At 35.0% G+C, this 22496-nt stretch carries 22 protein-coding genes; all 22 read right to left on the bottom strand.

From position 1 onward, the window contains the following. Window positions 1-28: 28 nt before the first annotated feature. Window positions 29-463 (bottom strand): acyltransferase, encoded by a 435-nt coding sequence (locus MHB53_RS00215; protein ID WP_340914854.1) that lies wholly within the window; start codon window positions 461-463, stop codon window positions 29-31. A 190-nt stretch (window positions 464-653) separates the two neighbouring features. Further along, window positions 654-1070, bottom strand: a complete 417-nt coding sequence (locus MHB53_RS00210) for an adenylyltransferase/cytidyltransferase family protein (protein WP_340914852.1) — start codon at window positions 1068-1070, stop codon at window positions 654-656. 20 nt (window positions 1071-1090) lie between these two features. Next, on the bottom strand, window positions 1091-2245 hold the full coding sequence (locus MHB53_RS00205) for a CDP-glycerol glycerophosphotransferase family protein (RefSeq protein WP_340914850.1): 1155 nt from the start codon (window positions 2243-2245) through the stop codon (window positions 1091-1093). A gap of 20 nt (window positions 2246-2265) precedes the next feature. Next, window positions 2266-3306 (bottom strand): glycosyltransferase family 2 protein, encoded by a 1041-nt coding sequence (locus tag MHB53_RS00200; protein ID WP_340914848.1) that lies wholly within the window; start codon window positions 3304-3306, stop codon window positions 2266-2268. A gap of 51 nt (window positions 3307-3357) precedes the next feature. Further along, complete coding sequence (locus MHB53_RS00195) at window positions 3358-3708, bottom strand: helix-turn-helix domain-containing protein (RefSeq protein WP_340914846.1); 351 nt, start codon at window positions 3706-3708, stop codon at window positions 3358-3360. A 35-nt stretch (window positions 3709-3743) separates the two neighbouring features. After that, window positions 3744-4907 carry an aminotransferase class I/II-fold pyridoxal phosphate-dependent enzyme gene (locus MHB53_RS00190; protein ID WP_340914845.1) on the bottom strand — a complete coding sequence of 388 codons (1164 nt, stop codon included), beginning with the start codon at window positions 4905-4907 and terminating at the stop codon, window positions 3744-3746. Beyond that, window positions 4908-5552: an acetyltransferase gene (locus MHB53_RS00185; RefSeq protein WP_340914843.1), complete on the bottom strand. Its 645-nt coding sequence runs from the start codon at window positions 5550-5552 to the stop codon at window positions 4908-4910. After that, on the bottom strand, window positions 5549-6163 hold the full coding sequence (locus MHB53_RS00180) for a sugar transferase (RefSeq protein ID WP_340914841.1): 615 nt from the start codon (window positions 6161-6163) through the stop codon (window positions 5549-5551). The genes MHB53_RS00185 and MHB53_RS00180 overlap by 4 nt, the downstream gene beginning before the upstream one ends. Before the next feature lie 18 nt (window positions 6164-6181). Beyond that, complete coding sequence (gene galE, locus MHB53_RS00175; protein ID WP_340914839.1) at window positions 6182-7300, bottom strand: UDP-glucose 4-epimerase GalE; 1119 nt, start codon at window positions 7298-7300, stop codon at window positions 6182-6184. 14 nt (window positions 7301-7314) lie between these two features. Further along, a complete protein-coding gene (locus MHB53_RS00170; protein WP_340914837.1) occupies window positions 7315-8514 on the bottom strand; it encodes a glycosyltransferase in 1200 nt (399 codons plus the stop codon). A gap of 19 nt (window positions 8515-8533) precedes the next feature. Continuing rightward, a complete protein-coding gene (locus tag MHB53_RS00165; RefSeq protein ID WP_340914836.1) occupies window positions 8534-9679 on the bottom strand; it encodes a glycosyltransferase family 1 protein in 1146 nt (381 codons plus the stop codon). Between the two features lie 202 nt (window positions 9680-9881). Next, entirely contained in the window at window positions 9882-10961 is a 1080-nt protein-coding gene (locus MHB53_RS00160) for an EpsG family protein (protein WP_340914833.1), read from the bottom strand. Between the two features lie 43 nt (window positions 10962-11004). Continuing rightward, on the bottom strand, window positions 11005-11895 hold the full coding sequence (locus tag MHB53_RS00155) for a glycosyltransferase family 2 protein (protein ID WP_340914832.1): 891 nt from the start codon (window positions 11893-11895) through the stop codon (window positions 11005-11007). A 4-nt stretch (window positions 11896-11899) separates the two neighbouring features. Further along, window positions 11900-13009, bottom strand: a complete 1110-nt coding sequence (locus tag MHB53_RS00150; protein ID WP_340914829.1) for a glycosyltransferase family 1 protein — start codon at window positions 13007-13009, stop codon at window positions 11900-11902. Continuing rightward, window positions 12994-14145 (bottom strand): glycosyltransferase family 4 protein, encoded by a 1152-nt coding sequence (locus MHB53_RS00145; RefSeq protein ID WP_340914828.1) that lies wholly within the window; start codon window positions 14143-14145, stop codon window positions 12994-12996. Before MHB53_RS00145 ends, MHB53_RS00150 begins: the two co-directional genes overlap by 16 nt. A 9-nt stretch (window positions 14146-14154) precedes the next feature. Continuing rightward, entirely contained in the window at window positions 14155-15033 is an 879-nt protein-coding gene (galU, locus tag MHB53_RS00140) for a UTP--glucose-1-phosphate uridylyltransferase GalU (RefSeq protein WP_340914826.1), read from the bottom strand. A 16-nt stretch (window positions 15034-15049) separates the two neighbouring features. Beyond that, on the bottom strand, window positions 15050-16882 hold the full coding sequence (locus MHB53_RS00135; protein ID WP_340914824.1) for a polysaccharide biosynthesis protein: 1833 nt from the start codon (window positions 16880-16882) through the stop codon (window positions 15050-15052). Window positions 16883-17434: 552 nt separating this feature from the next. Beyond that, window positions 17435-18097, bottom strand: coding sequence for a CpsD/CapB family tyrosine-protein kinase (locus tag MHB53_RS00130; RefSeq protein WP_340914823.1), 663 nt, complete (start codon window positions 18095-18097; stop codon window positions 17435-17437). Beyond that, a complete protein-coding gene (locus tag MHB53_RS00125; RefSeq protein WP_340914822.1) occupies window positions 18084-18824 on the bottom strand; it encodes a YveK family protein in 741 nt (246 codons plus the stop codon). Before MHB53_RS00125 ends, MHB53_RS00130 begins: the two co-directional genes overlap by 14 nt. 195 nt (window positions 18825-19019) lie before the next feature. Next, entirely contained in the window at window positions 19020-20813 is a 1794-nt protein-coding gene (locus MHB53_RS00120; RefSeq protein ID WP_340914820.1) for an ABC transporter ATP-binding protein, read from the bottom strand. Window positions 20814-20826: 13 nt separating this feature from the next. Continuing rightward, on the bottom strand, window positions 20827-22002 hold the full coding sequence (locus tag MHB53_RS00115) for a nucleotidyltransferase domain-containing protein (protein WP_340914818.1): 1176 nt from the start codon (window positions 22000-22002) through the stop codon (window positions 20827-20829). Further along, window positions 21995-22477 carry a lasso peptide biosynthesis B2 protein gene (locus MHB53_RS00110; protein ID WP_340914816.1) on the bottom strand — a complete coding sequence of 161 codons (483 nt, stop codon included), beginning with the start codon at window positions 22475-22477 and terminating at the stop codon, window positions 21995-21997. The genes MHB53_RS00115 and MHB53_RS00110 overlap by 8 nt, the downstream gene beginning before the upstream one ends. Window positions 22478-22496: the final 19 nt, after the last annotated feature.

Below are 22496 nucleotides of genomic sequence, written 5' to 3'. Positions count from 1 at the left end.
TAATAAGATGAAGTAAAAGTATTTCTTTTCAAAGCGATCTAATTTCTTTTGCTGGAACTCCAGCGTAAAGTGTATTTGGTTTGCAGTCTTTGGTTACTATTGCTCCTGCCGCAATAAAACATCCATCTCCGATAGTAACGCCAGGTAATATAGTAGCCCGTGCGCCTATCCAGCACCCTTTACCAATAACGATAGGCTTCCGATCAGATTCCCCAGCTCTTTTGAATTTATCTCCTATCTTATGACTAGAGGTACAGATCAAGACATCAAAAGCAATTGCTGTATTCTCTTTGATTATTACCTTTTCCCAACTATCTATAAATACATTGTGATTAAGGAGCACACCTTTTTCGATCATAAGATTTTTGCCACGAAATATGCAACCTGAACGAATATTTGAAGATGCTGTTCTCATTCCAGCAAGTTTATAAAGGAAATACCTTAGTTTTTGTGGTAATAACATGGATTTCCCTAAAATATTTACCAACACATTCCAGTAAATTAATGATAAAAAACATTTAAATTTTAAAATATTTGCCCCCCCTTAACTACCTTTATCTTTCAAAAAAAGGGAATAGTCTCCATTTGATAATTCGTTTAAGTTAACTTATATCCTTGGAGGCTAAGATAGCATAAAATTCATTTTATATGAATTAACTTTTTATTTTTTCCTTTACGATCGTAGAAGATACCCCTTTTGTATACGGAAAAAAAACGATTTCTATCCCTACTTGGTTAAACTTCTTTTCAACTTCATTAAAAAGAGGATTACCCTTCCAGTCATCCCCAACAAACATGACATCAAATTTTAGGGTTTCCCATGCTGAAAACTTATCTCTATTTATTTGAGGGACTACTATATCTACAAACTTTATTCCTTCAACGATTTCGATTCTTTCATGGTAAGGAATAACAGGAAGTTTATTTTTATACTCTTGGACTAACTCATCTGTACTTACACCAACGATGAGGATTTCACATTGTTCTTTTGCTCTTTTTAAAACATTTAGATGTCCTACATGAAATAAATCAAAAACACCTGTGGTATAACCAAATTTATATGACTTCATTTGTTTTCCTCCATCTTCGGCTAAAAGCAAATTTTATTTATTCGCTTTACTAAAACCTCGCTAGCATTTCCATTTTCAAAGGAGCCAATTCCTTCAAAAAAGTGACTTAAGTCGCCATTGTATTTTTCCGAATCAAATAATTTTATTTTTTCAAGAAGGTCCCCGTTGTTCATTGCTTTTTTGAAGGGCAATTCCAATAAATCAAAATATAAATTTCTGTCTTGTTTTATATATTCTTTATAATCAGGTACGTATAAAAAGCACGGTCTTTCTGTAATTGAATAATCGAACATCAAGGATGAGTAGTCAGTTATTAAGGCATCAGAAATATTTAGTAGTTCTTGAATGTCGTTATAGCTAGTCACATCTACAACATGATCGCCATAAACTAACTGGCTAGATTTTGACATTAAATGGGGATGTAATTTTACTAAACATATCCATCTTCCACCAAATTTCTCTTTTAAACCTTTTAATATATTAGAATAATTCAAATCATATACTGCTAGATCATTATCTTTTCTAAAGGTTGGGGCATATAAAATGACCTTATAATCAATAGGTATGTTTAATTCATTTAAAATTCCCCCTTTTATTAAAGGATCTTTTTTGAAAAGTAAATCATTTCTTGGTGTCCCGTGTTCAAAAATTTCTCCATCATACCAAAAAGACCTCTTAAAGATATCTGTACTATATTTACAGCCAGATAATAAGAGATCACATTTATTTGAATCCTTTTTAGCCATCTCGACATAGTTCGGTGGAAGTGCATCTTCTGCGTCTTTTTCGATTTGCTTTAAGCGTAATGAACTATGCCATGTTTGGATGTAATACTGTTTCTTTCTTTTTACAAATAAATCTGTCGTTCTAAAATTCGTAATCACCACTTTAGACGTACATAGCTCATAAAAGTATTGAAAAGTCATGGTTTTTACTTTTCTTATATTAGGTATATGCTCCTTTTGTTTTATATCATTAAAGGCCCATACAATATCAAATCTTCCCTTAGGAGTATGCTGGAGCATATACTCCGTTATATATTTAGGGTTACATCCATATTGACTACCATAATAACTAAACATAAAAATTTTATTTCCCTTAATAGGAAAGCAATTAAAAATGTGAATCATGAGCAAAGCTATATACTTTTTCAGTTTTCCAACTAGCTGATTCATTCTGTAATTCCCCTTTTTGGTCATACTCTAGAATGAAGCTTGATTCGTTCTAACCCGATAGGCCGAGGTATAAATCTTAACTTCCTTAGAATTTTTCCTACTAAGAGGAAAAATATATTTACATATGGATGTAGCTTAAACAACCGCAACTGCTGCTCCAATTGTGTGTCTCCTTTGGCAGCATTCCCGAATTCGCTGTAATTACGTTTGATATAAGCGTGGATTTCTTTTCTTCGTAATCCTGCTTTGTCCTTTTTTCTATTTAAAAATAAGAGATTGTAATGAATCAAACAGGTTTTCAATATCACTCTATAAGATTCATCTGTTAAATCAGGATAATTTTCTTCAATAAAACGATGTCTTTCTTTGAGGCCTTCTAATATGTCTAAATTTTTTAATGTATAATGAGCAACAATACTGTCGCTCCGCTGGAAATAGTAACACATTGGTTGATGCACGATAACATAAGTATTTACTTGCTGCATCACTTTATGAGCCCAAAATACATCTTCGAATAATACCCCCTTTTTAAAAGGTAGATCCTTGATGATTTTTGTTTTATATAGTTTTCCCCATGCGAAGTTTTTAACCTTTTGGTTATTTACCAATTCAGCCATTAGAACTTGATTGTTTAAAATGGTAGGAGAATCTCGCTTTGAATAGTATCGATTATCATAAAGTAAATGGTCTTCATAGGCATAATAAAAAGCCGATTGCACAATATCAGCTTTAAAATTAAGACCTATATTCACCATTTCTTCAATCATATTCTTTTCTAACCAATCATCACTATCTACAAACAACGTATATTCTCCTGTTACATATTCCATTCCAACATTTCTAGCGTCCGATAAACCACCATTTTCTTTGTGTACTACTACAATCCGGAAGTCCTCACTAGCATAGTCATCAATAATCGGACCGCAGTTATCTGGTGATCCATCATTCACTAAAATAACTTCCACATTTGTGTAAGTTTGTTCTAAAATACTATCTACACATCTATGAATATATTTTTCAACCTTATATACGGGAACAATAATACTTACTTTTCGTGACATCTTAACCCGCCTATTTTACTTTTTTTAAAACTTATCATTTACATCTATAAATTAACTATCTTTAGTATGCTTATTTTGCCACTTAATAAATTCAAGCAATGTTTTAAATTCTTTAATTTCTTCTTTTTTGATCCCTGATTCCTTTAGTTCATGTACAAGATCAATCCATTCCGCATCAAGCTGAGGTAGTTTGGGCTCATTAGTCAATTCTGGATCTAGTAGTGTTTTAAGGTCTACTTCTAAAACAGAGGCTATTTTTTCCATCACATTTATGGAAGGATTCTTATTCACATTCCTTTCAATATTGCTTAAATATGATTTGGCTATACCAGCCCGATTTGCCAGCTCTGTTAATGTCAGTCCCTTTTTTTTTCGTATTTTACATATATTTTTCCCTATCATTTATATACCTCTTTTATCCATTTAGGATAGACTTCCTAAACCCTTTGGTTTAATTCATCTTTAAGACAATCGATCACCCTCATTAAATTTTCTTCGGTCATATTACTACCAGAAGGCAGGCATATGCCAGTCATGAATAATTGTTCCGATACATTATGATGTTCTTGATGTGGAAAGTATTTCATCCCCTTAAATAGTGGTTGCAAATGCAGGGGCTTCCAAACAGGGCGCGCTTCAATATTCGCCTCCACTAACGCGCGTAATAAAACGCCAGTAGATATTCCTGTTTTACTCTCATCATTTGTTAAAGCTGTAAGCCAGCGATTAGACAGCGTATTTTTCAATTCTGGCATAAAATGAATGCCTGGTATATGAGATAATTCCCGATAATACTGTGAAAATATGAATCTCCTAGATATAATTCTTTTTTCCAATACTTCAAGCTGTGCTCTTCCCATCCCTGCTAAAATATTACTCATTCGATAATTAAATCCTACCTTACTATGCTGATAATGTGGTGCAGGGTCCTTAGATTGCGTGGCTAAAAAGCGTGCTTTTTGTAAAGCGACTACATCATTTGATACGAGCATTCCGCCCCCTGATGTAGTAATAATTTTATTCCCATTAAATGAAAACACACCAAGTTTTCCAAAGGTACCACTTTTCCTTCCATTATAAATAGAACCTAGTGACTCAGCCGCATCCTCAATCATTGGTACATCATATTGATTACATATAGAAAGTATTTCATCCATTTTCGCACTTTGGCCATATAAATGAACAACGATTACTGCTTTCGGCAATGTTCCAGCAAGTGCCGCTTCTTCGAAAGCTCTTGCAAGTGCTTGTGGGGACATATTCCAGGTTTCCGGCTCGGAATCGATAAAAACTGGTTCCGCTCCTTGATATAGGATAGGATTAGCACTTGCTACAAACGTTAAGCTCGAACAAAAAACAATATCTCCCGTTTTAACCTCTAATAAAGAAAGAGCTAAATGAATCGCTGCAGTACCTGAACTAACTGCAACAGCTCCTTTAGCTCCTACGTAACTAGCTATTTCGGCTTCGAAAGCATCTACATTCGGACCAAGTGGCGCAATCCAATTCGTATCAATCGCTTCTTGCATATATTTCATTTCATTACCTGATAAATGCGGTGGCGAAAGAAAAATTCTATCTTTCTTAGCTATCTCAATCATTTAAACACCCTCTATCAGTTGATTATTTTTTACTATAGCTGGCACACCAACAGCAGTACAATAAGGAGGGATAGAATGAATGACAGTTGCACCTGCCCCGATAACTGACCATTTTCCGATTTTTATTTTCGGGATAATTGTCGCTCCAGCCCCAACCTGCGCACCATCCTCAATTTTAACCGCGCCAGTTAATGTTGCATTAGGTGAGATATGAACAAAATCGCCTAATTGGTTATCATGTTCAATAACGGAAGCTGTATTGATAATCGTATGTTCACCAATATGAGTATCAGCGTTAATTACTGTATGGGCCATAACAACTGATCCGCAGCCTATTTTTGCGCTTATACTGATGGTTGCGGTTGGATGAATGAGTGTTACATAACTTTCTTTGGTAAGTTTTAACTGATTAACAATCAATCTTCTAAGTTTATTATTTCCGATTGCAATAATAAACTTCACATCTTTAAACATGTCATTAATTATTTCCGCGGCTAATATGGGACCAAAAAATATATCTTCTTTTCTTGATAATTCATCATATTTATCATCCAAATACGCAACAATTTTAAGTCTACTATGCAAAGAAATAATATCTTGAATGACTTTACTATGACCGCCTTTTCCAATAATAGCTATTTTCATCCATGCCCCTCTTTTACAGTAGACTTTGTTCCAGTAAAGCTTTCCATTGTAGCATTTCCCGGTTGATTTATTCCGACTGACAAAAGCACCTTTTTTGTCGTTAATAATAAAATCTTTAAATCAAGTAACAGGGATTGATGGTGCACATACCAAATATCTAATTCAAATTTCCGTTCCCAGCTTATCGCATTCCGTCCATTCACCTGTGCCCAACCGGTGATTCCTGGTCTAACTAAATGACGTTTGGATTGTTCTTCTGTGTACAGTGGTAGATAATCCATTAATAAGGGGCGAGGTCCTACTAAACTAAGATCTCCCTTGATCACATTTATTAGTTGAGGCAATTCATCTAAACTACACTTTCGTAGGAATACACCAAAAGTAGTAAGACGTAAATTGTCTGGAAGTAGATTTCCTTGTTGATCCCTTTTATCCGTCATTGTACGAAATTTGTATAAATAAAATGGTCTTGCCTGTAATCCGGGACGTTGTTGCTTAAATAAGATTGGACCACCTAATATCACTTTGATTAATAATCCGGTGATCAACAAATGTGGTGAAAATAGGATTAATAAAAAGATGGAACAGATAGTATCTAAGAGTCTTTTCATTCATTTTCCACTCCTAGGCTAATAGTTTAATTCTTTTACATACTCATCTTCATTTACCAGTTCAACAGGAAAATCCCCGCTAAATGTAAATAAGCGAGGATTAGCTGAATTTAATATATTTGTATTCTCATCGTAACCATTTGGATTATTGAATTGCCATCTCCAGGAATCTGTACACATTTCTTCAATTCCCTTTTCCGCAGTCCAACCAAGTTCTATTATTGCTTTAGAAGGATCCGCGTAACAAACGGCAATGTCACCAGAGCGCGGACCAGTTATTTTATATGGTATATTTCTTTCTGATGCCTTCTCAAAAGCAGCTATCATTTCTAATACACTATATCCTTTCCCAGTTCCAAGGTTATACGCCTCTATACCGGGTTTTTCAGTTGCTTTTTCAAGCGCTTTTAAATGTCCCTTAGCCAGATCAACTACATGAATATAGTCTCTTACACCCGTACCATCAAACGTTGGATAACTATTGCCATAGACGTTTAATTCTTTTAATTTACCAACTGCCACTTGAGTAATATAAGGCATTAAATTATTAGGGATGCCGTTAGGTGCCTCACCGATAAGGCCGGTTTCATGGGCTCCAACTGGATTAAAATACCTTAAAAGTGCAATACTCCAACCGTGATCCGATTCATACAGATCGCGTAAGATTTCTTCAATCATTAGTTTAGATCTTCCATATGGACTCATTGCGGTTAAATGTGCATTTTCGTTAATCGGAATGGATTCTGGTACGCCATATACAGTAGCTGATGAGCTAAAAACTAAATTTTTCACATTATATTTCTTCATTACATTACATAGTCTTACTGTACTAATAATATTAAACTCATAGTACAAAAGTGGGGTATGAACAGACTCGCCAACCGCCTTTAATCCCGCTAAATGAATAACTGCATCAATGGTGTTATCTGTAAATACTTTTTCCAACTTCTCCTCATCTAACAAATCCATTTCGTACGCTTTAAAACTTTTGCCAGTTATCTCGCTCACACGCTTTAATGACTGCGGTTTACTATTGATATAATTATCCACGACAATAATTTCAAAACCTGCATTTAATAATTCCACACATGTATGACTGCCGATATAGCCGGCTCCACCCGTAATAAGTATAGCCATGTATGATCAACCCCTTATGCTTCCATTAATTGATATAGTTTTTCTACTTCCAGCTCGTTTCCATAATCTTCTTTACTTATATTGGATATTAAACTTTCTTTTAACTGCCTATCTTCTATTAATCTCTGAATGCCTGTAACGATACCATCTATACTAAGCGGTGTGATTAGCGCATCAAATTCATCACATGCTTGGCTTTTTGCAGTTGGAAAATTAGTAATGACAACTGGTTTTCCTAAAATCTGTGCCTCGCGAATCGTTACTGCCTTCCCTTCATACCTGGATGGCTGAACATAAATATCACATGCTTTTATATAAGGATAAGGGTTCACTTTTTTACCTAATAGAATAAAGCGATCTTGAAGAGCTAATAGATCAATTAATTTCTTTAATGTATCTTCAAGGGGACCATATCCAACTACATACCATGCAATGTCATATCCTTCATCAACCAATTTCTTACAAGCCCTTATTGCTTGATCTAAACCTTTTGCATGTGAAAGCCGTCCTACTGTTACTAAAATTGTTTTTGTTGGTGACTTTTTTATTTCTATCGGCACCTCTAAGCTTGCTTGTTCTTTAATAAAAGTAGGAGATAGAATATTTTCAATCACTAAAGTCTTTTCTTTGAAATCTGGATATTCTTTCAAAAAAGTTTGTGAACACTCATCCGAAACAGCGACGATATGATCTAATTTATTCCACATCCGATTTTCGATGTTCTTATTGACATGAATATTTGAGTAATCCGTATGGATCCAGCCAATTTTTTTCTTCGCTTTCACTTTCCCACCTATAAAGTGATGTGGCCACAGGAAACCTATGGCCACATCATATTCATTATTCAGTTTTGGTAAAAAGGGACTTGTCATTTCCCATCCATATTGGATGGTTAAATATCCTGGCTCATCGATATTTTTTATTTTCCCGTGGAAATAACTAATTGATTTTGCTAATGCCCTTGAAACCCCTAGCTGATAATATCCTTCCTTTGCGATCTGACTAATTGATTTCCGAAAGGTAGTGTACTTCGGTACTTCTGCTAACAGATGTGGTTCTGAAGGTAAATATGGGAAAAATTCTCCTTCATGTTTAAAAAGCATTAAATCTACATCGTATTTGCTATAGTCAAAATGATTTAATAAACCGATTAAACTACGCTCCACACCGCCAATTGCCAAATCAAAAGAGGTGATTAATATTTTTTTCTTCATTCTAGGATTACCTCGCTATTCATCTTTGAGGAACTTCAGTGTTGCTAATTCCGTATAATCTTAACCAATCATTCAAATTCCTTTGAATATTAAATCCAAGTTCCGATATATTGTTTATTATGAAATACTTATTTGGCTTATCAATTAAAAGGGAGGCTTTAATGCCATCACACCATAGGTCAATATGTTCCTCAAGGTGAAGGTATTTTACTAACCCTAGCCCCATATCCGTACTTTTAGGCACTGACGTTGCGGCAATACAAGGAGTCCCAGAACTTTGCGCTTCTAGCATGACAATACCGAAGCCTTCAAATAAAGATGGGAAAAGAAAAACATCAAAGGCATTCATCAGTCTAGGAATATCAGTTCTAACTCCTAAAAACCTAATATGTTCCAATAATCCTATCCGTTCAGCTTCTATCTCAACTTCTTTCCTTAAAGGACCCTCCCCAACTAAGATGGCTACAAATCTTGAGTCCTCTTTCACTAGCTTTTTCAAAACCCTTAAGATGAACAGATGATTTTTTGATTCCGAAAAACGGCCTACATGACCAATGACCTTTGCATCTTCAGATAAATAAAGTTCCTTTAACACACTCTTTCTATTGTTTGGGTCCGTTTCGGTATACTCACTTATATCAATCCCATTTTTTAGAATACTCACTTTATTAGTTCCGAATAAAAACCTTGCTGCTTCTTCACTACAGCTACAAAGCTTTGTTGCTGAGAACTTAATTATTGCTTGTAACCCCTTTAACATGAGCTTTTCTTTAAAACCATGCTGTTTTAGCCAATTATTACTGTGTGAATGACAAACCCTATTTTCTATTCCGCACATTTTCGCTGCTAATGCCGGAATACCACTTTGGTAATCCGTATGAGCATGGATTGCAACATAAGTACTATCAGACATGATAGCCATCAACTTTTTCATATACTGAAAAGGACCGATAGTTCCAAGGCTGGGAATATTATATATTTTTCCACCCATTTCCTTAATTTCATCATCATAGTCTTCTATGTCATAATTATGAGTAATAAAGTCAAATTGGACTTTTCTACGGTCTATGTTTCGATAAATATTCATGATTAATGTTTCGGCACCCCCTCTCCCCATTGAACTTACAATATGGAGGACCCTTTTAGGAGGATCTATTTTCATCATTTCCTGCCCCCTAAGATCAATTACGCCTTGGCGGGAATTGCGTCCAGATTTTATCGAGCTCGCTCGATAAACCTCCTCTGAAAATCTGTGACATCCGCCGGAGGCTTTCACTTCATTCAGCCGGAGTTTGCACTCCCACTGAATTAGGTAAATCGCATTCATCCCGCCACTTATAGAAGTGGGGAACTTCTGCTGAATGAAGTTAAAATAAATGCTCGAGAAAGTCACTTTTATAAAGAATATTTAATGTGATTACATTTTCATAAAAATAATATAATCCATAACAAATAAGTAACACATAGTAAACGAATCTTTGATCTTTTTTACAGAAAAGTTTGATGATCCAGGATATGAGAATTAATTGATATAAACTAAAATAAATAGCAAATCTTGCAAATATCCAGTTTTGCGTGGAAATGAGCATGAAAATAAAGCCGATTAGAGCCATGTTAACGATATAGTCACTGCTTGGAAATATCTCCCTAAATTTCTCCCTGCCAAGATAAGCGATGACAAGCGGTACAGCATCTACAGCAACACGAACAATGCTTGCTCCACCTTCATCAAAATTTGAATATTGCCCATACTGTGTGTCCCCAATAGCAGAAAATAAAAGCGCTGAAAACTGATCAAAACCAATTACTATCGCGATCGAGAAAAAAAGCAAAATATATGTTGCATTAGACCACGCTTTATACCTAACTAAGAAAAAAATCGGAATCAGAATCAATGCACTTTGATGGAACATGGAGGCAAGAATAACAACAGCGAAATATTTGGCCCAACTTCCATTCATTAAGTATTTCGTCGCGGTAAAAATAATGGCTGCGGCAAGCACTTGCCTAATACCATTCATTGAAACTAAAAATAAGCCACCTGTAATATAAACATACGTACTTAGCTCAAACATCCTGGAATATTTAAATAAAACAGAAATGATCAGAATGTTAGTGATCAGAGCAGTTGTAAAAATCATGATTTGGGGATCATCTGAATAATTTTTTAAGAGCATTTGTAGCAATCCAAAACCAATATCTTTCTGTGAGGTGATAAATTCCCAAGTAAAATCATTGATCTCATATATACGTTTATAAAAATAAGTATCTCCAATATTATTTCTAAGACCAGAAATGATTACTAGTGACAGTAGTGCACCGGTTACTAAGGTTTTATTGGGTTTAATTGTAGGTATCGAACCTGCCGCTAATACTGCAGTGGAAAAATATCTAGCAAAAAAGGATAGTATAAATACGATGAAAAGATTTAACCATAGAAAGGTCATATTATTTCCTCTCCTATAAATAGAGACAACTTATATAATTTGCTTAATCTTTTGCGACTCTTGTTTTCGATAAAATATAAAAATATAGTAGTATGCCCATTGGAATAGCTATAATAGTTAATCCTTTACTTGGGGTTTCTTTTAAGAAATTTTTGTTATTCATTAATAAGCTACTAGACACATAATGTATAGCCTGCCTATATTTATACGTTATATCTGCAAATGGTAATTTCATCAATTCTTTTCGATAAAATGCAAAACCTTTCGGGTTTTTTCTGTATTGATTAAACATATTTAATGATGAACCATCTTGAAGATATTCCACGCAACATAATACTTCATTTAAAAGTAACATTTCATATTCCCTATCTAACATATAATATTTATATGCCAACCCTACATATTTTTCGTTTTGAAAAATTGGGTATCGAAATTGTTTCGTTAATTCTGAGCGGAAAACAAGCTTCTTATCACCTGTGATACCATGGTCATTATAGAGATGAAACAATGTTGAACTTTTCAATTTTTCTGGTAATCTTGTGCCAATCACTTCATTATTCGTGTTTGCATCTAATCCAATTAGGCCACTCACTTTTTCACTACCGTATTTTCTCCAAAAGTGATTGATCTTTTCTACAGCATCCTTTGGCATATAATCATCAGAATCGATACAAACGTTCAACTCAGTATCAATTAATTCATACGCAGTGTTGTGCGCACCATGCATACCAACATTTTCTTGCCAAATATATCTGATTTCAATCTTCTTTTCTTGGAGCCACTCATCCACTAATTGTTTCGTGCTATCTGTTGAACCATCATCAACGATAAGCCAGACAAAATCTTTACTCGTTTGGCGTAATAAGCTTTGGTAACAATTATCCAAGCAAAAGGCTCGATTAAAAGTTGGAGTAAATATCGTTAATAACTTCATTATTTCACCCCGAAATAGTTAAGTAAAAATCTTCAATTTTATTTGCAGTAGCTGCAATATCATACCCTTTGTCAGAAAAAGCAACTTGTTCACTTTTTCTTTCCATTTGACTGGCTGTTATTCTTTCCATCTTATTTACCCATACTTGTGTATTATTAAGAGGCGCATAATCAACTAGGTTCATGCCTAGATCGACTTCTGTCGATACACAATCTGATATGAGACAAGGTAAGCCCGCCCCCTGTGCCTCTATTAATGCAACCGGTAACCCCTCATGCAAGGATGGAAATACAAAGATATCTAGCCCTTGAAGGATTCGATTTATATCACTGCGTATCCCTAGAAACCTAATCTTCTTTTCTAAGCCAAGTTTTCGTACCTTTTCTTCTATTACTGGGCGTAATGGACCATCACCTATTAATAATAAAACAGCATTTTCTCTGACTTTATTAAATTCCGCGAATAAATCAATGAGATAGGTATGGTTCTTTTGATGTGCAAATCTACCAACATGCCCAAGAATGAAGGATTGATCATCTAGCATTAATTCTGCCCTTATCTGTTGTCTAACTTCATTGGAAAAGGAAAACTTATCATATTCAATGCCATTTTTTAAAATCTGACTGGTGCTTGATTTCCTTTGAAAAAGCCATTTAGCTGCATCATTCGAACACGCAAATAGTGCCGTAGAATTGGGAATAATAAACTTTCCTACTAACCACTTATATGTTCTTGCAGCCAAGCCTCCTTCACTTTGCGTATTATGACTATGTGATATACGCACTGGAATACCTACCTTTCTTGCCGATCGAAGCACCATTCCACTCATCTTATCTAAATGGGAGTGAATAATTGGATAGCTTTTATGGGTATCAAAAAATTGATTTAATGCTTTTAGATACTTCATATGCCCTACATCTGAAACATAAGGAATTCGATGAATCTTCCCGCCCTTATTTATTATTTCTTCATCAAAAGCCCCAGCCTTACATGTCAAGAAATCAAATTGAATCTTCGTGCGGTCGATATTCCGATACAAATTCATAATAAGCGTCTCGGCTCCACCACGATTCATATTGACGACAACATGCAATATTCTTAATGGATTGCCCACTGATTTTCCTCCATCTCATCCATTACTTCTTTATACATATTGCTTTTTTCTTCTAGAATCTTTACTAAGCTATATTTGTTTACAATGATATGTCGACTGTGTGAACCAAACTGATCTCTTAAAGCTTTATTTACTGCAAGAATAGCAATCTTTTCAGAAAGTTGGATCGAATCCTTGCTAATAAGCCAGCCATTTTTATTGTCCGAAACAAGTTCCCTATGACCTCTATTATCAGTAGCTATAATTGGTAATCCACATGCCATTGCTTCCATGATGTTTACCGGCAATCCTTCACGTACACTCGATGCAACAGCAAGATCACTCATTTTTAATAGGGATTCTACGTCTTTACGATAGCCTAAAAAATCGATCATTCCTGCGACTTTTAGCTTTATTGCTAGTTTTTTGCTATCTTCCAATAACGGACCATCCCCTGCAAAAATAAGCTTCGTATTAGGTATTTGCTCTTTGACCAAAGCTAATGCCTCAATGAGCATTTGTTGGTTTTTATTTTTATTAAATTCAGCTGCATAGAATAGTAAAAAAGCATCATTATCATAATGATACTTAGCCCTTAATTTCAATTTGTCTTCTTCATTTACAGGCGTAAATTGCTCCGTATTTACTCCTACTCCATGGATATGCGCAATTTTATTTGCTTTAAATTGATGATTTATCGCTAACCCAAAATCCTCTTCATTAATCGTAATTAAACAGTCAGTATAATTTGCTAGCCATTTTTCGATCGGATAATAAATCAACCAATTCAGAAATGGTGCATTTTTACAAAAATGAAATCCGTGTGCAGTATAGATTACTTTCGTCCTATCATTCCTTGCCTTTCGGGCTGCTAATCTAGTTAAAACTCCCCCTATTGGTGTATGACAATGAATAATATTATATTGATTCTTTTCTATGATTGTTTTCAATTCATTATAAGCATCCAAGTTTTTTCTTTTAAAGGGTGACCTGTGGATAGGTACGTCATATTTTCTATCTACATATGGTAATTCCATCTTTCCTGATGCAGCTACATGTACTTCCCAACCTTGCTCCTTAAACCATTTTAAATATGGTAAGTGAAAAGCATTAAAATGATAATCAACCGTTGCACAAAACAACACCTTTTTTCTCATCGCTCTCACCTATCTGATTAGTTCTCTCTCAAGTACAGAGGATAGATAATCTAGTAAGTCTTTTCTTAACTCATCTCTTTGTAAAGCGAAATCGATCGTCGTTTGAATAAAGCCCATTTTTTCACCAACATCATAGCGAACACCTTCAAAATCATAAGCGTAAACAGCTTCATAATGATTTAGTCGAGCGATTGCATCTGTCAACTGGATTTCTCCTCCAGCCCCTGGCTTCTGTTCATTCAATATTCCAAAGATTCTCGGATTAAGAATATATCTGCCCATAATTGCTAGATTGGAAGGTGCTTCCGCTTGTATTGGTTTTTCTACGAGATGATTCACGCTATAAAAGCGATCTCCAATTACATTTCCATCAATAATTCCATATCTTGACACATCGCTTTCTGGAACAGATTGAACTCCAAGTATCGATGCATTGTATCTCTCATACTGTTCTATCATTTGCTTTAGACAAGGCTTTTTGGCTTGAACAATATCGTCACCAAGTAGAACAGCAAATGGTTCATCGCCAATAAATTTACGTGCACACCAAACTGCATGCCCCAAGCCTTTTGGTTCTTTTTGACGAATATAATGGATATCAACCATCTTTGATGACTTTTGTACTTTATCTAATAAATCATACTTTCCTTTTTCCATTAAGCTTTGCTCTAATTCGAAAGAATGATCAAAGTGATCTTCAATCGCTCTCTTTCCTTTTCCTGTTACAATAATAATATCTTCGATTCCTGATTCAATCGCTTCTTCCACAATATATTGAATTGTCGGTTTATCAACAATCGGTAACATTTCTTTTGGCATCGCTTTTGTTGCTGGTAGAAATCTCGTTCCTAAACCAGCAGCTGGAATAATTGCTTTTCTTACTTTCATCCCTTTTTCGCCTCCTTTATCCCGAAACTGACATAGCTCGTTCTGGTATCAGATTTCCTTTATTATTCGCCAAATGAAGAAGTGTTTCCCTTAATGCTTTCCTATCTATAATCGAGAATGTTAATAAAAGCTCTTCTATTTCGTGTAAATAAAGCTCCGATGCTTTTCCGATATAAATGTTTGGGAATACATGTTTTTTATGAACTTCATTTTGATTGAGTAATTCTTCAAAAAGCTTTTCACCTTGCCTAATCCCAGTAAATTCAATTCCAATGTCATCAATAGAATGCCCTGATAACTTGATTAAATTTCTAGCCAAGTCGACAATTTTTACCGGATCTCCCATATCTAATACAAAGATCTCTCCTCCTCTAGCTAGCGCTCCAGCCTGAATGACTAATCTGGAAGCTTCAGGAATAGTCATAAAATAGCGAAGCATGTCTGGATGGGTAACTGTAAGTGGTCCGCCTTTTTTTATTTGTTTTTTAAATAATGGGATGACACTGCCTTGACTACCTAAAACATTACCGAACCTAACTGCGACAAATTTTGTTCTGCTTTTTTTGTTCATATGCTGAATAATCATTTCAGCCAGCCTCTTGGTTGCCCCCATGACGCTTGTGGGATTCACCGCTTTATCTGTGGAGATCATGACAAATGTTTCTACCCCATGCCAACTTGCGGCTTCTGCGACATTTCTCGTTCCAATTACATTATTTTTAACTGCTTCTTCCGGATTGTACTCCATCAATGGTACATGCTTATGAGCTGCAGCGTGGTACACAACATGAGGATGATGCCGATTCATCACGTCCATCATTTTCTTAGCATCTTGGATATCCGCAATTTCAGTTGGAAACTCCATTGCTATATGGCCGAACTTTTCATGTAATTCCATTTCAATCTCATAAATGTCATTCTCACTATGGCCTAATAACACTAGTTTCTGTGGGTGAAAGCTGGATATTTGGCGGCAAATTTCCGAACCTATGGAACCTCCTGCACCTGTTACCAATACAATTTTATTCGTTATAGAATCTGAAATACTTTCAATATCTAATTCAATTGGTTTTCTTCCTAAAAGATCTTCTACTTGCACATCGCGGAATTGGGTAACGGCGATTTTACCAGTGACGAGATCCTCTAACATGGGAAGAATTTGCGTCTTGGCTTTGGTTTTTGCACATTCTTGAAAGATGATGTTTAATTTTTTTTGAGATAGTGATGGAATAGCAATAATTACATTTTCGATGTTATAATCTTGGATGGCGTTTTCTATCCGATTCACTCCTCCATAAACGGGAAGACCTAGTATATCTAGTTGATGTTTTCTACTATCATCATCAATAAATGCCACCGGCAAAAGGTCTGCATCATTATTTTTCAGTAATTGTCTTGCTACCATCGTGCCGGCAGATCCCGCCCCAATAATGAGCGTTCGTTTTTTATTATCGGTTTTATTCAAAAAGTTATCTCGGTATATACGCCAACAAAATCTTGACCCTCCGATGAACAACATATGTAGTAACCAGGTTACTGCAAGCAGTCTAAAGTAAATTTCATTTATTATTAGTAGCTGGGCGAAACTAGCGACTATTATCGATAAAGTGACAACTTTAAAAATAATAATTAATTCTCCTATGCTCGCATACTCCCACGCCTTTTTATAGATTTTAAACCTGAATGAAAATATGTGATGACTTATTAAGATGGAGATAGAAGCGATCATAACTGGTAAAGCAATGATATGAAAATTAGCGTTTACTAGAAAAAAGCCAAAAAAAATAGCCGTTAATATAATACAGGAATCTAAAAAAATAAATAAGTTCAATCTTTGTCGATAAGACATAAAATCCACTCCTCTTAAAATACATTGATGAATTAGACCAAACTAAAGATCTTAATTATGCTGTTCTGTTCTTTGCGTTTCGATTAACGGGATGTACTGCACCTTCGGTGACGAACAAAGATGGCCAGCGCTTACCATGTTTTCCTTTATTCGAAAAAGATTCGTCGACTAAGAACGCCACGTCCTGTGGTAACGTAAACGCACCGACATCCTGTGGGCGCAGTTTGTACGTCACTAAACTTTCTTAGAAACAGCATAATTAAGATCTCTAAAATACATTAGGGCATTTAACCCCTCCTCACATCACACTACTGACGACTTGCGTCTAAGGTCTTTCAACCCACAGCATGATCGAGTGCCTCCATTGATAATGGAAAGGAGACATCACCATTTGAACAGCAAAAGCGCCTGGCTCATTGATGTAATGAGTATGCACGGAACATAAGTAAATCATCACATCCTACTGCCCTCAAGAAAGATATTTACATACACTATTAAAAAGAATATTATATTCTTAATAGCGAACGATATGATAAAAAAATATATTTGTTATTAACTATTCTTTTCATTTAATATCACACCGACAATTTGAGCCTTCGCATACTCTAGCACTTTTTTCGATTCAAATGCACTGTCGATATTCGTTTTATCTTGACGGACTACTAGGACAACGCCATCGCATAAGTTTGCGATGATTTTTGTATCAGTCACTTCCAGTACTGATGGCGAGTCAATTAATACAATATCGTAATCAGGAGTTACTTTTTGTAATAATTGCGTCATCAAATGGGATGCTAGCAATTCAGCTGGATTAAACGACATTGCACCACTTGTTAATACGTCCAAACTACCAATTTTTGAAGAATAAACGGCATCTTCAAAAATTGCCTTTCCCGTCAGAACATCTGTTAATCCAACCTCATTTGTAGTTTTGAATATACTATGAAGACTCGGATTTCTTAAATTTCCGTCAATAAGGAGTATTTTTTCCTTCTGTTGCGCCATTGACACAGCTATATTAGCAGCTGTCGTCGACTTTCCTTCCTTTTTCCCAGGTGACGTTATTAGTAAAATTTTGTTTTTTCTATCTCCATTTATAAAGTGAATATTTGTTCGTATTGTTCGAAATTGCTCTGAAATGATGGAGTCTGGATTAGTAAAGGTGACTAAATTTCTTTTTTCGGTAGCCGATCGTTTTCTTTTACTTATAACCAATTGTCTCACCTCTTAACTCTAATTCCCTGCTCTTTCTTTTTCTTTTCTTTACATTTCTTTTATTCATGACGGAAATACTACCTAAAACTTGCACACCCAACATCATTTCAATTTCTAGCTCTGATTTAATGGAGTCATCCAAGGAATCAATTAAGAAAACTAAACCAAGTCCCAACATCATTCCAAAAAGAAACGCAGCAATAATAATCTTATTTTGGTTGCTTTCATTAATTGGAAGGCTGTTTACCTTCGCTTCTGATAGAATGCTAACGTCCTCAAATTCAAGAATATTCGGGATCTCCTCTTTAAATACTTTTGCAGTCGTATTAGCTATGTGTGCTGCTCTTTCCGGATCTGTATCGGTTACTCGAATCTCTACCACTTGGGACAAATCAATACTCTCAACATTGATCTGCGAAGCTAATGCTTTTGATGATTTTTCCAGTCCCAAATCTTTAATTACATTTTCTAATACAATCGTGTCTTTAATTATTACTTGTAGTGTTTTTCTATATTCCGAATCTGCATTGATAATGATATTTGTTGATGATTCATATAGAAGTTCAGTTTTGTTTAGATTACTATAAAACCAGCCAGCAGTGGTCACCAATATAGTTATAAGCAATACTAGCCAAAATCGCTTCTTTATTACTCTATATAGATCCTTTAAATTAATTTCTTTTACTATTCTTTTATCTTCACCATACAATCGGTATAAACGATTCATAAAACCACCTTATTCATTTGACTTTTATTCTTAATAAAGAACGTTTAGGTTAAAAAAAATAAACTTAAATTAAATATATCATTAAAAACCAAGTGATTAATAATTAATTTCTTCTTATATTACCTATTTTAGTTCTTTATAAAGAACAAGTCAACTCTTTTACCATTAAATTTTCCGATCTCAATTTATAATGTATTAAACAGCTCCCATTTGTTTCTTAAGGAGATTTCTAAACACGCCATTTTTATCACTCGCTAACTGTCCGAACTCACCCTTCTGAATAATTTCCCCCTTATCTAGCACGACGACTTGATCTGCATTTCTAATGGTAGAGAGACGATGAGCAATCACAATAATCGTCATTTTCCCTTTTAATCTTTCCAATGCTTCTTGAATTTTTGATTCATTCTCTGTATCGAGTGAACTTGTCGCCTCATCTAAAACAAGGATGGACGGTTTCCTTAAAATAGCTCGAGCAAGCACAAGACGTTGCCGTTCTCCTCCAGATAATCTGACTCCCCTATCCCCAATAATCGTATCTAATTGCTGAGGAAGCTTTTCTACAAAATCATCGGCGGCTGCGAACTGTAACGCCTCCCACATCTGTTGCTCAGTGGCTTCAGGCTGAATTAGCATGAGATTTTCCCTTATTGTTGTATGGAATAGAAAGGGATCCTGTGGTACATAGCTTATTGAACGTCTTAGAGACAAGAGATTTTCTTTTGTTAATGGGTTGCCATCTAAAAGAATGTCTCCTTTTTCAGGCTGATTTAACCCCATTAAGAGATCAATCAACGTACTCTTACCAGCACCAGATTTACCAACTACAGCTGACATACGATTAGAGGGAAAAAATACATCGATACCATTCAATGCATATACATTTTGATTTTGATTATACCGAAAAAATACATGATTACACTCAATACCTTCTTTTATATCGATAGGCTTTATTGTTTGATCATCTAAATCATCTATTTCTTTGGCTAGCTTAGATTCTATTTTTAAATTTATCACTGCTTTTAACGCCGGAATGGTAGTCGCTATTTGCTCCAAACTCGCCTGAATTCCTGTCACTCTCGGCCATAATCTAGCGAAAATAATAATGATTAACATCAACTGGGCTGCCTGAGAATTAAATAAGTTCACAGCTGAAAATATAAATATAGAGATTAATACTGCCGATGCAATTTTATAATAGAATTGGGAAGCAGTTTTTAATGTGATATACCCCATTTGTTCATCATACATGCGTTGTGATATAGACCGAAACCAATTCATTCGCGATTGTTCTAATGTATTACTTTTTATATCCTTTATGCCATTAAAGTTATCTGTAATACCCGCCAAAAAGCTTTGCGCTATTTCAGATGTTCTTCCGCCTAATTCCCGGGATCTTTTGATAAACCCACGAGAAAAAACAGATAAAACCAAACCACTTAATAAGACGAAGATAGTAATTTTAGGAGATAATAAAAAGGCAATTCCAATCTGGATAAATGTAAAAATAATCCCCGTTATAAACTGTAAAAATGTATTTGTCCCAGCGCTCACTCGTGCTAATTCCATTGTGATCGTATTAATAAGGTCAGATTTTCTTCTTTTTATATAAAAGTCCCAATTTGCACAAAGTAGATCCCTATATATTTCTAATCTTAAATATCTGGCAAAACCATGCTGAATCTTTACGTTTTCAATCGTTACGTATCGAGATATCAGATTTTGAATGATATTCACAATTAAAAACATGGCAAGTATAAATGTAAGACCCAATGTGCTAGGAATTTGTTGAAGAAACTCAAAAGCCCTTGTTGCAAATGAATTGCCCGTATCGAAGTTTACAATTCCGCTGTAACTAATTACCGGAATTAACAATAATAATGCAACTCCATCGAGTAGACTAATAAGTACCATTCCGAGAAGGTTCAAATATAGTTTTTTCCCTGAATAAGCGTATAACTGTTTAAAAAAATATAAAACAGGTTTCATTATAAAAAGCCTCCTAAGATAGCGCGTGTTTCCTCGTTTTTCTCCACATCCATAAAAATGGTCGTAGTGGAAAATAGAGGAAATGGAGTTTTTTCGGTAAGGATAATGTTTCGACATCAGTATAATATGGATGTAACACACTTAATAAATAAAGGAATTTTTGTTGATAGGACATTAATGAAAATAAGTGCTTTGCATGGTATTTTGCTATCTCTGTAGGAACTGGTTCCGTATGCAAGTTTACCATTCGTTCTAAATAAAACATCACATCTTCAGCTAGATTTTTCGGGCGATTTCCTTTAATGATAGGTACCATATCCGTTGTTATTGTTGTATTTAACAATTGTGCCGAAAGAATTAGTGACTGTCCACCGATGTAACGACTTTGATATTTTTTTAATAAATGATAAAGGTCATTCCACTTTAGGTCTTTTTTTACGATTTGATGGATATCTACCAACCAACGCAAGCGTGACCATCCGTGACGTGCTCCATGTGTGACAAGAAAAAAGAATACGTCTTCATTGCCCATAAAATAAGTAGGATAGCTTGTTATCGAACTTTTCCTTTTTCTACCCCATAATTCATTAAACGTTGGCTCTTTGCTAGGTGCAGGATTAAGCCTCCAATGGATCTCAATTTTAGTACCTTGAACTGGATGATAATAAGTAAAGTGGTGATGTCTCCATTTCCAATCATTCAAAACGGAGTGTATATATTCGTCCTTTTCATATCCAAGATCGATGAGTAACGCGTTTGCTTTATCCAAATTTTCTATAGAAATAAGAATATCTAGATCTCCCGATGTTCGCTTGGATATATCTCCATAAAGATCATCAGCAAGAACAGGTCCTTTTAGAAAAAGGAGAAGTATTTCATTTTCATTAAACAATTTACTTAGCTTTTCCATTTCACCACATAAATGTAGCATCCGAAAGGTATTTTTTTGATAGTAGTTGTATAAGGTCTTGGAAATATGTGATGGGATTCGACTGCCTTCCATTTTCATTATCTTTGTATATAATAATGGGTATAGACGATGGTGGAGTGCTAATTGTAGAAATAAGTCCCAGTCGATATCAACATACCTTTCCTTAGAAACATCGTCATTTTCACTTTTAACTATTTCGAGAATGAGCTTTAGTTCTTTCGAAATGTTTGTCACGTTCAGATCAACATGTTTATTCATAACTTTCCCCTTCAATTTGTGTATTGCTTATCTTCTTAGCAAACATACTGACGACAGTAAATTTCCCCATCCCTTCTGCACCTGAAATATAGAAAGCACCGCTCCGAAGCCATGCATGTGCAATCATTTTTCCGTCTTCATCTCTTGCTGTTCCCAAATAAAGAGTACTATCGATCCCGCGTCTTTCTAACATCTTCATTCCAGCAATGGCTTTGACAAGGCACTGGCTTTCCCAAATGGTATACTTACTCATAATATGGATAGCATGCGAGATATTCTTTACTCTTTCATTGTTCTGCTCAATATATCGGTGAGATGTTTCGTGCATATGATCACCTAATGAAGGTGCCACTTTTGCGAAAGGCATTTTTTTAAGTATTCGTGCCCAACCTAGAAATAAAAGTGCTTCAATAAAAAGGAAGATCGTTTTTGGATGTAGTGTTAAAATAAACTTTAGCTTTGATATCAATCTCATCCTATTTCCACCTTAGTAA

The organism is Bacillus sp. FSL K6-3431 (genome assembly GCF_038002605.1).
Classification (GTDB): Bacteria; Bacillota; Bacilli; order Bacillales; family Bacillaceae_C; genus Lederbergia.
Note: the sequence above shows the minus strand (reverse complement) of the source record. Positions and strands in the feature narration are given on the sequence as shown.

What these genes read in the sequence shown, in the direction of transcription:
- MHB53_RS00215 (WP_340914854.1), bottom strand. Translation starts at nt 463, where the DNA reads ATGTTATTACCACAAAAACTAAGGTATTTCCTTTATAAACTTGCTGGA.
- MHB53_RS00210 (WP_340914852.1), bottom strand. Translation starts at nt 1,070, where the DNA reads ATGAAGTCATATAAATTTGGTTATACCACAGGTGTTTTTGATTTATTT.
- MHB53_RS00205 (WP_340914850.1), bottom strand. Translation starts at nt 2,245, where the DNA reads ATGAATCAGCTAGTTGGAAAACTGAAAAAGTATATAGCTTTGCTCATG.
- MHB53_RS00200 (WP_340914848.1), bottom strand. Translation starts at nt 3,306, where the DNA reads ATGTCACGAAAAGTAAGTATTATTGTTCCCGTATATAAGGTTGAAAAA.
- MHB53_RS00195 (WP_340914846.1), bottom strand. Translation starts at nt 3,708, where the DNA reads ATGATAGGGAAAAATATATGTAAAATACGAAAAAAAAAGGGACTGACA.
- MHB53_RS00190 (WP_340914845.1), bottom strand. Translation starts at nt 4,907, where the DNA reads ATGATTGAGATAGCTAAGAAAGATAGAATTTTTCTTTCGCCACCGCAT.
- MHB53_RS00185 (WP_340914843.1), bottom strand. Translation starts at nt 5,552, where the DNA reads ATGAAAATAGCTATTATTGGAAAAGGCGGTCATAGTAAAGTCATTCAA.
- MHB53_RS00180 (WP_340914841.1), bottom strand. Translation starts at nt 6,163, where the DNA reads ATGAAAAGACTCTTAGATACTATCTGTTCCATCTTTTTATTAATCCTA.
- galE (WP_340914839.1), bottom strand. Translation starts at nt 7,300, where the DNA reads ATGGCTATACTTATTACGGGTGGAGCCGGCTATATCGGCAGTCATACA.
- MHB53_RS00170 (WP_340914837.1), bottom strand. Translation starts at nt 8,514, where the DNA reads ATGAAGAAAAAAATATTAATCACCTCTTTTGATTTGGCAATTGGCGGT.
- MHB53_RS00165 (WP_340914836.1), bottom strand. Translation starts at nt 9,679, where the DNA reads ATGATGAAAATAGATCCTCCTAAAAGGGTCCTCCATATTGTAAGTTCA.
- MHB53_RS00160 (WP_340914833.1), bottom strand. Translation starts at nt 10,961, where the DNA reads ATGACCTTTCTATGGTTAAATCTTTTCATCGTATTTATACTATCCTTT.
- MHB53_RS00155 (WP_340914832.1), bottom strand. Translation starts at nt 11,895, where the DNA reads ATGAAGTTATTAACGATATTTACTCCAACTTTTAATCGAGCCTTTTGC.
- MHB53_RS00145 (WP_340914828.1), bottom strand. Translation starts at nt 14,145, where the DNA reads ATGAGAAAAAAGGTGTTGTTTTGTGCAACGGTTGATTATCATTTTAAT.
- galU (WP_340914826.1), bottom strand. Translation starts at nt 15,033, where the DNA reads ATGAAAGTAAGAAAAGCAATTATTCCAGCTGCTGGTTTAGGAACGAGA.
- MHB53_RS00135 (WP_340914824.1), bottom strand. Translation starts at nt 16,882, where the DNA reads ATGTCTTATCGACAAAGATTGAACTTATTTATTTTTTTAGATTCCTGT.
- MHB53_RS00125 (WP_340914822.1), bottom strand. Translation starts at nt 18,824, where the DNA reads ATGAATCGTTTATACCGATTGTATGGTGAAGATAAAAGAATAGTAAAA.
- MHB53_RS00120 (WP_340914820.1), bottom strand. Translation starts at nt 20,813, where the DNA reads ATGAAACCTGTTTTATATTTTTTTAAACAGTTATACGCTTATTCAGGG.
- MHB53_RS00115 (WP_340914818.1), bottom strand. Translation starts at nt 22,002, where the DNA reads ATGAATAAACATGTTGATCTGAACGTGACAAACATTTCGAAAGAACTA.
- MHB53_RS00110 (WP_340914816.1), bottom strand. Translation starts at nt 22,477, where the DNA reads ATGAGATTGATATCAAAGCTAAAGTTTATTTTAACACTACATCCAAAA.